Raw genomic sequence first — 14,836 nt, 5'->3', positions numbered from 1 at the left:
TCTTTATCATCGTATGAACAAAATTAAAGTATTATTGGCCGAAGACGAGCCCATGATGGGTAAGCTGATCAAGGAAGCTCTAGAGCTCCGTGATTTTGAGGTAATCTGGGCTGTTGATGGTCTTAAGGCCTTTTCATCCTTCTGTGTGGTGCGGCCTGACATCTGTATATTTGATGTGATGATGCCCTACAAGGATGGATTTACCTTGGCGCAGGAAGTACGTGGACTAACCAGCGAAGTTCCAATTATATTTCTGACGGCAAAGTCAGCGATTCAGGATCTGGCCACGGGCTTTGAGGTCGGTGCCAACGATTATATCAAAAAGCCATTCAGCATGGAAGAGTTAATTATTCGTATGCATGCCCTCCTCAATAGGCGATCCTCCCTAAAACGTACTGAAAGCCCCACGGCTGAAGAATATGCTATCGGGAAATACCATTTTAACTTCAAAAATCTGCATCTCACCATCGGCAATAAGCAGCAGCAGCTCTCTTATAGGGAAGCCCAATTGTTGAAGCTGCTGGTTGATCATCAGGATGCTGTACTCGACCGTAAGGTGGCGCTGGACTATGTCTGGGGGGATGATAGTTATTTTAATAGCCGGAGCATGGATGTTTTTATCAGCAAACTGCGTAAATTTTTAGAAGGAGATCCCACGATTAAGATTGTCAATATCCGCGGCAAGGGGTTTAAGCTGGTTATTGCTTAACCTATATGCGGAGTTAAGATGAAAAGGACAATTATTAAAATTAAAAAAGCCTATATCCATATGGAGAACAGGCTTCATGTAACAAACTAATGGGGAGTTATTTTGCGTTTTTCTTAGCAGTAACGTCGTTACGGATCTCTTGTGAAAGAGCTTTTGTTTCTTGAAGCGCATTGCGCAAACGTGTGCCTGCTGCTTTGTTGTTTTTGTTAAAGAATGCTTCTGCATCTTTTTCTGCTCCTTCGATAAGAGCTTTCAGCTGATTATACTTATCCATTTTATTATAATTTATTGAGTTAAACTTTTTTCATTTTAGCAAGAATTATGCCTTTTTTGTCGCTCAGAAAATATTTCCCCATGGAGCATATCAGTTTCTTTTTTTCTTTTCCTTCACAATAGCTTTGGACAAAGGCCGCGTATCGGGTGTATTTGCAAAAGCATTACCTTCTTTTTTCAATTCTTTTTCTTCGTCCTTTGCATCCTCTATGCCTCTCTTAGGACCATTGTTATTTATACCCATAATTTAATACTTGAATAATTAATGTTTTATCAGTCTTGCGGATCAACTTTATACATAACAAAAGCAAGGGCAAAATCGTTGGTCTATCATGTAAAAAGTGACCTGAAAAATTCACATAAAACAAGTGTTCTTATTTTATATATTTGAACAAATTTTTAAAATGATGAAGAAGAAAAAGATTGTGCTTATTCAGGATAACGAAGATATTCTAAATATTATGGATGAAGTGCTGGAAGACGAAGGCTATGACGTCACTTCATCTTTGACCACCGAGCCCATAGAAAAAATTGACGAAATTGATCCCAATCTCGTCATTGTTGATGAGCATATCAAGGGCACTAAAAAAGGAGCCAAAGTTATCGAAGAACTGAAATCGGATCCGGACACCGAGGATATATCGGCGGTATTAACTTCTACATCTTTTGATTTACCGGCGAAAGCAAACGCCTGCAAAGCAGATGATTTTATCGAAAAACCTTTTGATCTCGATCATATGGTTGATGTCGTCAAGAAAAATTCCTGACCGTTTCATCACGTTTATTGTTCATGGCCCGTCAGTCCCGGTGATAGCATTTTGAATTACCGCTCTTATTATCCTTTGAATTTAACACAAAACGTCGTGCCTACATTCAGCTCACTCTCTACGGATACTTTTGCGGAAAGTCGATTGGCTATACGCTTCACGATGGAAAGGCCAATACCCGATCCTTCAAATGCCTGTGAGTTGGGCAAACGTTTAAAAATCTCGAAGATATTTGCTTTATCCTGGATATCCATGCCTATCCCATTGTCTTTGATATAATAACAGACTGAATTATCCTGTTTTTCACTATAGACCTCCACCAATGGCTGCTCTTTCTTGCTGCTATATTTAATCGCATTTCCGATCAGGTTTAAAAACAATTGGTACAGCAGGGTCCGCTCGGCCTGCACCGGTAAAGTTTGTCCCAGGACAAACTCTAGATGCGTCACCCCAAACTGTTGCTTGCAGCTTTCCACGATGTTCATGATTTTTATTTGAGGATCTATCAACTCCAATTTAAAAGAAACAGAATTGGATTGTGTCAATTGATAGACCTTATCCATCATTTCGGTGATCAGTGTTGTGGCATCCATGATATTGTTTGCCATTTTACGCAGCAGATCTTTGGGCAGATCATCCTTTAAAAGCATCATCTGCGCCGCAAGTTTAATGGATGACAATGGATTTTTAAGATCGTGTGTCAATGTATACCCGAAGGTATCCAATGCGTTATTCGAGCGCATTAGTTCCTTATTGAGTTGCGCGATCTCACCTCCTCTCTGTGCGATAGCTTGTTGAGTTATTTGTGCAACTTTTTCTACAAAAGCAATTTCGGACCTGCTCCACTTGGTGGATTTACCTTTCATAATTTCACGCCACGCTTCAAAGGAAGTCCGCGGTGACGGAAATTCTACTTTTCGTTCGGGATCATACTGATAGATCTTCTCCGGTTTGCCTGCCCAAACATCCTCGTATACATGTTCTTTTCGGAAAAGATAAATGTACCAGGTATTGCTGGGCAAAATATTTATTCGAATAATCCCCGGGAATATGGTGGATTCCATCGCTTCATTTACGTCATAAACAAAATTTGATGTAGCGAATAGCTCGTTGTCTCCCAGTTGATCCAGATAGCGGTCAATTTGCTGTTGAAATTGCTCTGTTGGAACATCGCCCCAAGTTTTGAAACCACGGTCATGTTTGATCATCAGTCCATCGGCTACTGCGAGTTCCATGATCTGCGGAGCAAAGCGCTCCAGCACCACTGCTATATCGTGATTTACGAGCAATTCAGATTTTAAATCGCGCTCCATGACGCCCATTATTGTCTGTGCAACAAGGTTTTCCTTCTGATGTTCCGAAAGGTAATAATTTATTGCATATTGTGTCAAAAACGCGCATAAATGTCGTTGGGCTAGATCCACATTGAGCGGTTTACGATTCTGGCAAGCAACTAATCCCCAAAGTTTACCTTCAATAACGATGGAAAAACTGGCGCTGGCAAGTACCCCCGAATTGCGTAAATATTGCAAATGTACAGGCGATAGTGCCCTTAGGCTACAGCGGGTCAGATCAATTTCGGCCGCATCACGTCCCTGCACAGCTATTGTGGGGGCATCGATATCCGCTACATGCCGCGCAAGAAACTTGGTGTAGAGTGCCCTTGCCTGGGACGGGATGTCAAATTCCGGATAGCGATAACCGATCAACGAGTCCATATCGTCGGCCAACGATTCGGCGATGACCTGGCCACTACTGTCTTCCTCAAAACGATAGACCATCACGCGGTCAAAACCAATGATCTGTCGGATGAGCACCGTTAATGACTGCCAGGCATTGCCATGCTGCTCTTCTAAATATTTGGCATAGTAAAATAAACGGGTTGCTTTTAAATGATCCTCATTACATATTTCGATTTCAAGATATGTTTTCCTGTCATATCGATAGATACTGAGGTAATAATCCACTTCCTTGACACGTATCCGCTCCACAAAACGAACGAATATCTCGCCATTGATCTGCTTGTCAATCTCTACGAGATTCCATTCCACCTCTGTCGACAATAGCGGGAGTACCCTGTTCATTGGCAATCCCAAAATATTCTTCATTGGTGTCCCTAGGAGCTCAACTAGGTTTTCACTTGCGGCGATACATCCACTGTCATCAAAAATAAATAAGAAACCAAAAAACTGAATCTTACCACATAGATGAATCTCCTCTTCATGGCATTCTATCTGCCGCATAATGCTAATTTTTAGTAATTAAATCTGCTCATCATAGGAAATCTTCCAAGAGATATTTTGCCACAAATAGTTAAATCCTGCACCCCTCTTCAAACAAATCATATTGATCGCTAAATATATCAAAAAAATATTTATCTGAGTTAAATTAAACGATTGTTTTAAATCCTATTATCTTTCAGAATCTTGCTTTTCCTATTCCAATGGTAATCCTCACTAGCCTTTAAACTTAAAAAAAGCCAGGTTGGAAAGGAGCCTAGCTTTTAAAAAAAATTCTTCATGAATGGACAAGCATTCTATATATAACCAACAATACCCAGCTAAAAACTGTTTGAAATAATTTCATTTAGTTCAAAAATTGCCAAAAGAATAGAAGAATAAGTTTGGATAAGTAAAAAAATAAATTATAACAAACGAATTCTCAAAGTAACTTGTTATTTAATTAGTTTCACTAAACATATATATATATGAATTTAAACAAAACATTTTTCGCATCATTAGCGACCGCAGCAATCTTATTTTCATGTAACAATCAAACACCACAGGAAAAAGCAGCCGACAGCATGGAACATGCAGAGGACAAAGCTGCTGATGCGACTGAAGAAGCGATGAAAACTTCAGAAGATGCAGCGACTAAAGATGCTGAAGCCGTTGTTTATTCAAATAAGGCTGCTGCCAATGCAGCTATTGCATCGGTACCTGCCCCAACCCTAACGAATGACAAAGCGAAAGAGCTTTATACGAAATTAGGTAAAACTTGGGTGGACCGTATCAATGCCGACTCACATGAGAAAGCAGTAGATAAGGAAAAAGCGTTGCTAGATATTAAAAATGAGATCGACAAAAACGCGGTCGATGGAAAAATAACAGCCACGGAAAAAGATAATATCATGAAATATCAATCTGACTGTTTGGCTGCAATCAAAGCTGCTCTTTAATAACAACAGATTAGATGCCTGAGGCAGAAAGAAAATACACTGATCTTACAATAGATCAGTGTATTTTCTTTACAGCTTTAGCTCTCGACTACTTTTAAAAAGATTCAGACGCTTGCTCCAGGAAAAGAAAGCCGCGAGTGTATGTTTGTTCAGGTCTTTAAATTCAAATATCCTGTAGGGAAAAGGAATGACATTGGAGTACACCCCATCCTTACAAAAATGGATAAACTGTTTTGTTTTTAAGATATGTGGTTCCGAAAAGCAGCAATTGTCCAACGAAACAATAAAATCTATGCGCTGGTAGTTGTTGTTTTTACCTGTATACCCTTCCTGTATGGATATTTCGTTTCCATTGTCCCAGAAAAAGCCTACGATGTCATAGGTCAATTCCTGCAGTTGTTTATTTTCTATTACTAAATAATGCATTGTTCAAGGTTAAAGTCCGTTTTTTCCCTGCAGCCAATAGCCATGGTGCTTGATCCGCGCTTTCGTATGTATTTTTATCACTTTTCTAAAATTTTGTACCGATTTCACATTTCCGGTAAGCACAAAGTAAGCATCGGACCAGTCCCCATTTTTGAAAATGGGTAAGTCATTGATCTGTTCGAGATGAGCGAATACCGTTGATTTTGGAAAGATGATACTGTTTTCCAGTCCCAGCAGCTCAGGGATAATATTGTTCTCAGCATCCAGTTCAAAAAGAAACAGATACTGCTTTTTTTGTTCTTGCATCACCGGCAAAAAAGAGCAGGCTAATGCCAGTGACGTTTCGTCGCCAAAGAATACGATTTTCTCCGCCGAATGGTCGTAATACTTTTGTTCTGTCCGTGGTTTGTTGAGCATGATACGATCACCTATTTGCAGCCGGTTCATATAGTCACTGCCAAGGCCATGTCCATGGATATGTGCGATTAATTTTAAGTTGTCTTTTTCGTTGTTTATTTCGGCAATGGTATATCTTCGGGCGTCTGTATCAGAGACGCGTATGTCAAAAAAAGCACCTACCGAAAAATGAAGTTTTTCAAAATTCCCCTGTAAACTGATTCGTTTGAGAGAACTTGATAAATGTTCAATCTGGCTTACCCGTACATTGGGAATTTGAGGTACGAAAAGATTCAGGGTATCAAAAACCCATTTTGGAGCGCTTGGCATAATCTTCTATTTTTATTCAATACAAAGAAAGCCAGCAGCGGCAGCAAAAAAAAGAATGGACAGCTGTATTGATTGGACTAATCGTGGTTTTTGCTACGGAACATTTTAGCACTCATGCCGCATATCTTGGTAAAGAGACGGGAAAAATAAGGATAATCTTCATAACCCAATTCAAAGGCAATCTCTTTAACCGATTTGTCTGAGTGATATAGTAATCGTTTAGCTTCGAGAATCACGCGCTGCTGAATATGGTAGGAAACCGAAAAGCCGGTTACATTTTTTACACATTCGTTGAGATAGGAAACAGAAATATTAAATTTGGTGGCATAGTCAGCGGGACGTTTCAGCGTTTGGAAGTTTTGTTCCAAGGCTAGGAAAAAGGCCTTATTGATCCGTTCAAATCGCGAAAGTGAATCCGCCGATTTGGTATATTTTAGATGTATGGAAATCAGTAACCCGATCAATGCATTGCAGCTGTCGCGCAGCAAAGAAGGATACAGCTTGTCTGTCGTCCGCTCATATAACTCAACGCAGAGGTTATAGCTCTTCTCAATAATCTCAAGATCTTCCGGTCCGATCTCCAGAGGCTCTAGAGGCGAGATGCTCTGCAAAATATTCAGGTAGTCGGCGGGAATATTTTCATTGCTCATGATCAGCATAAACATTTCGATGTTTTCCACCTTCAATGCGCGGTGTACCTGGTTGGGCGATTGATAATGGATGGTGGGCTTATCTGTGCGGTACTGCTTAAAATCTACTTCCATGACGGTGACACCACTTTTCTGCAAAACAAAAAAATGATAATCGTGTCGATGGGCCTGCATCGTTTCCTCGTCCTCCCAGAAAGAATCGGGTGAGACTTTTGCGATAGCAATACCATTCCCAAATTCTTTGGGTAGCGTCCTGACGGGAATATCTTTTTTAAGGGGCATACCTTGTTTGAATTTTACCATTGACATTTATTTTCCGGATTAAAACGGCAGCAATAACTCATCCCCAAGGATAAACAATTCCAAGCTGTCCGCCAAATAGAAAATTTGATTCCCCAAGAACATTGTACGCGTGCGCAAAGTTCTAAAATGAAAAAGATCGAGTTTGATAATTCACATAGGTATCCCAGTTCCATCAGGGTGTTATAGGCTAGCTTACATGCTCAGGCAAATAAGCCTCCATCTTGAGCCTTGCCAATAGATAACTTATGGTCGATTCTGCCCCCTGATTAATATTTACGGTACGCTCTTCCAAACCATCGAAACAACCACCCGTCACCGGATTATAAACGATCTGCTGGATATGATTGCGTCCCAGAAACCATTCAAACGCTGTCCGTATCGTGTTTTTATAATGCTCATCTTTTGTATGTCTGTAAAACCTGTCCAGCGCAATAATGGTATAGGCCACATCTATGGGCTGTTCTCCGCCTTTAGCTTCAGATCGCGGCTGTTCACGTTGCGCCCAGCCTTTATTGGAGATAACATGGATCTCATCATCAACAATGATTCTACTCAACAAAAAGTCGAAGGACTGGTAAGCGATGTCACGATATCTTGTATCGGCGGTTGTCTCGTAAGCGGCCAACAATGCTTCTGGAATTACGCTATTGCCATAGGTCAAGTAGGATTCGTACCATTGCCAATCGCCCCTACTTTCATGCGTAAACATCGCGACCAGGCGGTCCGCCAGTACAGTTACGATAGTTTGATAATTTTTGCCTCTCATAAAACTTAAGCCTTTTATTGTAAAGGCCATTGACCGAGTTGAATAATAAAGCAAAGCATGTGCGGAAGCTCGTTCCAAAAGTTCAATCGCAGGTTTGACTATTCGCTCCGGTAAAAGATGGGCTAATCCGACCACTTCGCCCAAAGCCCATACCGCGCGTCCATTGGCATCCTCCAGGTTCTCCTGCTCGTTCTGTTCGGTAAAATGACCGTCACTGTCCACGTAATTCAAAAATGTACCATCCTCCTGCATGCAATAACCTATAAAATCCAGGTATTTCTTGATCAGTCCGAGGTCTTCCTGAGATTCATATAACTTATAGTGATGTAACATCGCAATAAGGGCCCGGGCATTGTCATCTAGCGCATAACCACTGTTCAGGTCGGGCATACTGATGTCCGCGAATTGGACAAACGCACGCTCCGTTGACATCCGAAACATATGGTCCAGATTGAGCGGTGGCATAGAATACATCATGTCCCTTTTTTCGTCGACGAGCAGTTCGAATAGATTGACGTGGGCAATAGCCACGTTTTGCCAAGAAGTTTTAACCATTTTTTGGAGGTTCACATGACGGATTCTCTCCAGCCTCGGTGCATCGTCCAAAATTTGATTGACAGCCTCAGCCAGTTGGTCCGATGCTTCAAAATCGATCATTGTTCCCATGTCTGCCTTCAGAACTTCCCTGACATGGGGAATCGGTGTCGAAACAATGGGACAACCCGAACTCAACGCATAAGAAAAGGTTCCACTGACCGCCTGAAAGGGATCCTTTGACGTAAAAAGATAGACGTCCGTGATCGATAGATAAGCTAACAGCGACTCGATCGAAAGAAATTCATTTACAAACCTGACGTGTTCCGAAAGTTCATACCGCTCAATTATTTCTTCCAGTAGATTTCTATAAGCCTCCCCTTCCTGAAGTAGCAATGTCGGGTGTGTCTGTCCCAGAATAAGAAATAGCACATCAGGATTTTGCCTGATAATAGCCGGGAGCGCATGTAATGTTGTTTCGATACTCTTGCTTGGACCCAAAAGGCCAAAAGTGCTCAGGACCTTTTTGCTCAATAGATTATACTGCTCCAGTGTTTCTTGTTTATTATTTGCGGGAGCCAGATGCGTGCCATGTGCAATCACCGTGATTTTATCTGTGGAGATCCCATAGGTACTCATAAGAATATCAGCAGAATTTTGTGTCATGACGATAATCTGTGAACAGTACGCCGCAATAGCAGTTACCTGTTCAAGCAACCTGCCATCTGGCCTCGGCAATATGGTATGAAAAGTGACCACAACGGTGATCTTTGCCGCATTGAGTTCGGAAAGGAAAGATCTGAATTTCACTTCCTGACCGACGAATAAACCGAATTCATGTTCAATACAGACTAAATCAATATTCCTTTGGAACTGAATGTTTTCAAATAGCGTATCAAAAGCAAGTGGATCGGCAATCTGCAATAGACCTAAAGGCGCCTTGTCATAATTTGTAAGACCTTGAGGTGCTACAATTGGTATGGGAATGAGCTCGTATGAATCCCGAAATTTACTTGAAATAGCCTTCATCAGATCTGTTGTGTAGGTGGCAATACCGCAGGCGCGAGGGGGAAAAGTTGACAGGAATGCAATTCCTCTTTTCATTGTTGAAATCATCGTCGATTATTTATGTGAAGTCCTTGCATACGATCGTCTTGTATCTTGAACAAGGTGCTGCACGTAGGGAGGTTTTATAAATGTACAGAATTAAAACCGGATGGATGGTATAATCCAAAAGAATGTTTCCATTTATCCAGATTCCCGAAATATTTATCCTTTTCTCCGCATAGCTTTTATGGCTAGCGCCGCTGCCATTCCGCCGATAATATACCAGGAGACGGTCATTATTTTTGTGCGTTCAGTCTTTTTTATAGGCTTGGCATCGAGTCCGGCTTGCTCCGGGATTGTCAATGTCGCCAGGCCGACGACTGTCCCGAGCAGCGCCCCGCGGAGAAGGATATGTTTATCGCCGCCATACCCGATCATGGTGTATAACATCGCATTTGAAGCAATATCAGCACCAAAGGTAGCCGCCACCAATGCATTTCCCTTTGGTGGTTCAAATCCGGCAGCTTGCACCGTCTTTTTCATTGCCTCCTCGCCCACTTCATCAATTGCTGGCGCTTCGGTACCAAATCTTTTTGCTGCGCTGTGGATCACATTGAGGATTATCGCGCCGATTAGTCCACCTAACATATTTTTGTTAAATACATTCATTTTATCTTGTATTAGTTTCTCAACCTCCTGTACATCTAGAGGCGGATTACTTGAAGAACATCGGGCGATGCAAAATAGTTCAGTTTGTATCGCACTATTCGGACCACAGTATATCTCCTATAAGAGTTTAAAAGGGCAAATATTTTTCGGGCAGCTGATCAGGTCTATATTGTTTTTTGAAGTTTATCTTCCGGCTAAATAACAAGAGTAACAGGAAACTGACGGCGAAGAATAGACTCCAGCCATAGAATCCTATTTTCCAGGTAAGCGGCAACAAAATAAGGATGACCGACATCAGGATCCAGATCAGGATTTTTTTCCATGAGTTTCCATGGGTGAAGATAATGGGATGACCTGTGCCATCCCTACTGATGCGCTCGTGTAAAGCCGTCACAAAATTACTATAAGCCATCCTATTGGCTTTTACCGAGGCAATATCTATTTCGTTTGTCTTAGGACGCTCTAGTTCTTCTCCGTTCCTTTCGATAAAGAACGTCACGCTTTTGAGATGGATATGTTTCCTGTTTTTAAAATAAATATCGATGGTATGCCATGAGATATCCTGAAGCCCCAAATGAATTTTATGGATGTCTTCATACCGGAATTTATGTTGTTCTGTCAGCCCATTTTTTGTCCGCACCTTACAGTATATGCTATCTTCGTACAGATAACAGCTGATCCGTTTTCTGTTGCGTGCGATGTAATGATAGTATACGGGAAATGAATGCTGCATAATCTGTTTCATTCGAAAATAATAAATATTATACATAACATCAATTCAATCCCTAGGAAAAACCGGATGCTGTAAAAAAGTAGCTCTGCAATACCCGATTATTTTATACTTTTGTGTGAATCTAATAACAAGCACATTTTAGTCAGCAAAACGCATTATGCAATTTAACTTCAACTTTGACTCCAGTCCTTTTAAGATTCTTATCGCCTTTCATAAGATTATCGGATCTTTTGAGGAGACGGCGCTGTCCGAAGTTGATTTTCAGGCTAGCTATGCCCGATCTTTACTGGAAGAAATTAAAAAATACCCAATGCTGACAGATGGGATCGAAAAAAAGGAAGATTTACGTCAATATGAGCCTATTATCAAAGTCCTTTTGGCGGATCTTTTTCCAAGGTCGCTGACTAGGAATGAGATCAAGGCTGTTACGATCCCCTTTTACCTATACACCTTCAATCATACTGAACGCCTGGACAATATCCTCCGCGATGCCGGTGATCATTATGATTTTAATTACCGCGACCTCTCTCCGGATACCTACTATATTCTAAACTGCTGCATGATCATCAGTCAGTATTATGGCATTAAAGTAGATGCCATGGATATGCCGATATTTCTGGATATTCCGGATAAAAATAACATCATGCATCATTACCGGGTGCTGTTCAATGCCGATTTTGTAGATATTATTCCTACGGACCGTGCAGTGGAACTTTCCTCGGAGGACATTATTGAGCTGATTGATAATTTTTCGGATATCGCCCTGTGGAAATCTAAATTTCCTGAACAGAGCTGGATCATGAAGGGTTTTTCCCTGATGACCCTTTTCGATGCAACGACGGAGAACGCTGTATCCAGCTTCAAAAGCAACTTGCTACGTGAAGATACGCCTGCCCAGCTGGAAGAAATTCGGGACATTTTCAGATCCATTTACAGAATAGACGATCTGCGGATCGGGCTGACCTCATTTGAAAAAATCAAGGAAGACTTTAATCTGAGAATCGTCGAAAAACAGCTGTACAGCCACCTGCTTTACGATTCAACGATAGCCGAGTGTGAAGAAATGCTTTGTAATGAAACCTTAGAAAGCATGCTAAAAACCCAGGAGCTTTTGGTTGTTCCGGATATTGACCAGTTGCCCACGTTAGATCCGAAAAAAGAGTTTTTTATCAACAAACTCAAACAGCAACAGGTCAAGAGCTTTATCTTTGCCCCTTTGATACAAGACGATAAAGTGCTCGGCATCTTGGAAATGTCCTCTTCCAAAGTCCGCGCACTGAATTCGGTCAATGCCAACAAACTCAACTTTATTTTACCTTTTATCAAGGACAAAGTATCCAAAGCATTTTCTGAAACGGAGAACCAGATTGAAGCGATCATTCAAAGAGAATATACGTCAATCCACCCCAGTGTCAAATGGCGTTTTCAGGAAGAGGCAATCCACTACCTGAATGACCGAGCCTTTGGAAAGGATTATACCCTACAGGAGATCATCTTTGAAAACGTGTATCCACTCTATGGTCAGATTGACGTGCAAGGCTCTTCGGAATCCCGAAATCAGGCCATTAAGCAGGATCTGATCAATCAGGCGACCGACCTAATCGCATTGTTTACCGCCATCAACCAAGAGCACAGCTTACCCCTGTTTGAACAGAAAATCTTTGACCTGGAGCGAAACCTGGAAACGCTTGATCATACGCTCACAACCGATACCGAACAGGTCATCCTGGATCATTTTAATCTGGATGTGCATCCCATTCTGGACAACTTCCGCAAAAACAATAAAAACAGCGACATTGCAAAGGCGATTGATGCCTATTTCGAACGTATAAACCTTGCCATAGGCGGATTTTATGAGGCACGACAGGATTACGACAACTCGATCACGCTGATCAATAAAAAGCTGGTGACTATTCTTGACGAAAAGCAGGTTGAAGCACAGGAGTATTTCCCGCATTATTACGAACGTTATAAGACCGACGGCATTGAGCATAACCTTTATATCGGTGCTTCCATTGCACCCGATAAAAATTTTGAGCTCTATTACCTCAAAAATTTACGTTTATGGCAATTGCAGGTCATGTGCGAAATGGAAAGTCAGTTTAGGATATTGCAACCCCAGCTCCCGCACCAGCTGGAGGTGACCTCCTTAGTTCTGGTCTTCGCCACCCCGATTTCCATCCGTTTCAAAATGGATGAAAAACAGTTTGATATCGACGGATCCTACAACGTACGTTACGAAATTGCTAAAAAACGCATCGACAAAGCCAAAATAAAAGGGTCTACCGAGCGTATTACCCAAAAAGGGAAATTGGTCATCGTCTATTCTCATGTACATGAAGAAACCGAATATTTAGGTTATATCAATTTGTTGCAGCACAAAGGCTTATTAAACGAAGATATCGAAAAATTTGAGGTGGAGGATTTACAGGGGCTGATCGGTCTCAAAGCTATCCGCGTGGGGTTCCGGGCATAGGATAGATTAGCGGTATCTTCCGATGTAGGTCTACCGCTGCTATGCCAAAAGACATAGAAACATTTTTCCCAAAAACAAAATCTTACAAATCACCTCAACAATTCCATAGGCGCAAATATGTTAATATTGCGAATTTTACCTGTGATTAAACTTGTTATACCCCAAGTTTCTGACAGGATTAATTTCAACTGTACTAACAGAAATTTCTTATGGATAAAAATGATATAAAAAACACGAATCTCGTTCGAAAGTCAATTGCACATACCAAGGATCTTTTATCAACCAGAAAAATACGACAGCTCAAAGTATCAGATCTTATTTCAGCGTTGAATCTCTCCAGAAGTAAGTTCTTTCGTTTCTTTGGAAATATGAATATCATTTTGGAACTGGTCATCTCAGAGGAGCTTGAGCGCAGTTACGAGCTTATCGCGCGTACTCTTTTGGCAGGTCCGGACAATCCGCATCTGATAGCCGAGCTCAATCTTCTTCGGGCAATCTATTTCAGGAAGAATAGTATACTTTATAATTATTACAATGGCATATTTTCCCTTCCCAAAAGATATGGTACATTAATACAGGCCATCACAACAAAGGAGCAGCAACTGTATATGAGTATCTTGTCAAAACAAAAGAATCATATGGCAGCTGACCCCAGCCCGATAAAACTACTGCCATTATTTCAAGATAAGACAATTAACCAATAGTCGCTATCCTTGCATATCAGTAAATTTCACAACTCTTTCACGGAATACTATAGTAATTCCCCGATATGTAATCAGGAAATTTGTAGGACTAAAATAAATTCAAGATGAAAAATGTAGCATTGAGCATACCCGATATGCAGAGCACACACTGTCAAGCAAGAGTGAACGCTGTGATCAACACGTTTGATGATGTCAAAATCGAAAGATTGGAAGCAGGAAAGCTTACTGTCTTAATTGGACGCAATGAAATCGAAGAAGAACTGCTGTCCGCGATCACGAACGCAGGTTATACTGTAATGGCTGAGCGTGATGAAAAATCTTCAAGCTGCACAACAGGTTGCTGTGGTTAGTGCCCAAAAACGTAAAGAAGCAGACTACCTGTTTCTTTACGCTTCTGATAGGAATTTCTGCGAAAAGTCCCTTTTTATAAAAAAGTTATGATAAATATGTACAATTCAGATGAATGGCCGTATATGATAACGAAAGTTTATCGCGTAGCGGAGCAGATCATTCAATCGCAATTGGAAACCGGAAAATCCGTCCAATTCGCCCTGGAACTTAGCAACGAACTAAAAACAGATTATCAGGAATTGAACCGTCTGTTCCTTGCCCGATGTGATATGAGTCTGGAAGCGATTTTTCTAAAACAGATTGTCGAGAAGGTAAAAGAGCTGCTTGTGTATACTGAACAGCCACTGTCACAGATCGCAAAAGCACTAGGTTACGAAACGTCAAATGATCTATCGGAGCAATTAATGCACTATACCGGGTTAACATCGGCACACTTCAAACGTATCCGAAAAATCAAACTTGAGAACATCAGTCGGCAACAGAACAAAATATAGCTGTTTGGCACTTATGAGCATTGTCACACA

General features: G+C 41.2%; 16 protein-coding genes. 7 read left to right on the top strand and 9 right to left on the bottom strand.

The genetic code is table 11. The annotated features are described in order from the left end of the window. Positions 1-13 precede the first annotated feature (13 nt). Entirely contained in the window at positions 14-709 is a 696-nt protein-coding gene (locus tag DCO56_RS12800; protein WP_108634158.1) for a response regulator transcription factor, read from the top strand. 97 nt (positions 710-806) lie between these two features. On the opposite strand, the gene DCO56_RS12795 is transcribed toward DCO56_RS12800, so the two are convergent. Beyond that, positions 807-983: a histone H1 gene (locus tag DCO56_RS12795; RefSeq protein ID WP_108634157.1), complete on the bottom strand. Its 177-nt coding sequence runs from the start codon at positions 981-983 to the stop codon at positions 807-809. 90 nt (positions 984-1,073) lie between these two features. After that, on the bottom strand, positions 1,074-1,226 hold the full coding sequence (locus DCO56_RS29290; RefSeq protein ID WP_165306893.1) for a hypothetical protein: 153 nt from the start codon (positions 1,224-1,226) through the stop codon (positions 1,074-1,076). Between the two features lie 160 nt (positions 1,227-1,386). On the opposite strand from DCO56_RS29290, the gene DCO56_RS12790 reads away from it, so the two are divergent. Continuing rightward, the gene (locus tag DCO56_RS12790; protein WP_108634156.1) at positions 1,387-1,749 is read left to right on the top strand and encodes a response regulator; all 363 of its coding nucleotides are present in this window, start codon (positions 1,387-1,389) and stop codon (positions 1,747-1,749) included. Between the two features lie 68 nt (positions 1,750-1,817). Here DCO56_RS12790 and DCO56_RS12785 read toward each other — a convergent pair whose 3' ends face one another. Further along, positions 1,818-3,992, bottom strand: a complete 2,175-nt coding sequence (locus DCO56_RS12785; RefSeq protein ID WP_108634155.1) for an ATP-binding protein — start codon at positions 3,990-3,992, stop codon at positions 1,818-1,820. 464 nt (positions 3,993-4,456) lie between these two features. On the opposite strand from DCO56_RS12785, the gene DCO56_RS12780 reads away from it, so the two are divergent. Further along, positions 4,457-4,927 carry a hypothetical protein gene (locus DCO56_RS12780; RefSeq protein ID WP_108634154.1) on the top strand — a complete coding sequence of 157 codons (471 nt, stop codon included), beginning with the start codon at positions 4,457-4,459 and terminating at the stop codon, positions 4,925-4,927. Positions 4,928-4,996: 69 nt separating this feature from the next. On the opposite strand, the gene DCO56_RS12775 is transcribed toward DCO56_RS12780, so the two are convergent. From DCO56_RS12775 to DCO56_RS12750, 6 genes are all read right to left on the bottom strand, one after another. Then, positions 4,997-5,353, bottom strand: a complete 357-nt coding sequence (locus DCO56_RS12775; RefSeq protein ID WP_108634153.1) for a hypothetical protein — start codon at positions 5,351-5,353, stop codon at positions 4,997-4,999. 9 nt (positions 5,354-5,362) lie between these two features. Further along, positions 5,363-6,079, bottom strand: coding sequence for an FAD-binding oxidoreductase (locus tag DCO56_RS12770; protein ID WP_108634152.1), 717 nt, complete (start codon positions 6,077-6,079; stop codon positions 5,363-5,365). Between the two features lie 77 nt (positions 6,080-6,156). Continuing rightward, complete coding sequence (locus DCO56_RS12765; protein ID WP_245935833.1) at positions 6,157-7,032, bottom strand: helix-turn-helix domain-containing protein; 876 nt, start codon at positions 7,030-7,032, stop codon at positions 6,157-6,159. 187 nt (positions 7,033-7,219) lie between these two features. Next, on the bottom strand, positions 7,220-9,436 hold the full coding sequence (locus DCO56_RS12760) for a glycosyltransferase (RefSeq protein ID WP_181390541.1): 2,217 nt from the start codon (positions 9,434-9,436) through the stop codon (positions 7,220-7,222). A 165-nt stretch (positions 9,437-9,601) separates the two neighbouring features. Continuing rightward, entirely contained in the window at positions 9,602-10,048 is a 447-nt protein-coding gene (locus DCO56_RS12755; protein ID WP_146191055.1) for a hypothetical protein, read from the bottom strand. Between the two features lie 127 nt (positions 10,049-10,175). Beyond that, entirely contained in the window at positions 10,176-10,793 is a 618-nt protein-coding gene (locus DCO56_RS12750) for a hypothetical protein (protein WP_146191054.1), read from the bottom strand. Between the two features lie 145 nt (positions 10,794-10,938). On the opposite strand from DCO56_RS12750, the gene DCO56_RS12745 reads away from it, so the two are divergent. From DCO56_RS12745 to DCO56_RS12730, 4 genes are all read left to right on the top strand, one after another. Then, positions 10,939-13,257 (top strand): GAF domain-containing protein, encoded by a 2,319-nt coding sequence (locus DCO56_RS12745; RefSeq protein WP_108634148.1) that lies wholly within the window; start codon positions 10,939-10,941, stop codon positions 13,255-13,257. Positions 13,258-13,466: 209 nt separating this feature from the next. After that, a complete protein-coding gene (locus DCO56_RS12740; RefSeq protein ID WP_108634147.1) occupies positions 13,467-13,961 on the top strand; it encodes a hypothetical protein in 495 nt (164 codons plus the stop codon). Between the two features lie 104 nt (positions 13,962-14,065). Next, the gene (locus tag DCO56_RS12735; RefSeq protein WP_108634146.1) at positions 14,066-14,311 is read left to right on the top strand and encodes a heavy-metal-associated domain-containing protein; all 246 of its coding nucleotides are present in this window, start codon (positions 14,066-14,068) and stop codon (positions 14,309-14,311) included. Positions 14,312-14,434: 123 nt separating this feature from the next. Beyond that, a complete protein-coding gene (locus DCO56_RS12730) occupies positions 14,435-14,806 on the top strand; it encodes a helix-turn-helix domain-containing protein (protein WP_181390540.1) in 372 nt (123 codons plus the stop codon). Positions 14,807-14,836: the final 30 nt, after the last annotated feature.

The sequence above is a fragment of the Sphingobacterium athyrii genome (genome assembly GCF_003071065.1).
GTDB lineage: Bacteria > Bacteroidota > Bacteroidia > Sphingobacteriales > Sphingobacteriaceae > Sphingobacterium > Sphingobacterium athyrii.
The sequence above is the reverse complement of the archived record's forward strand: the minus strand, read 5'-3'. Positions and strand labels throughout refer to the sequence as shown.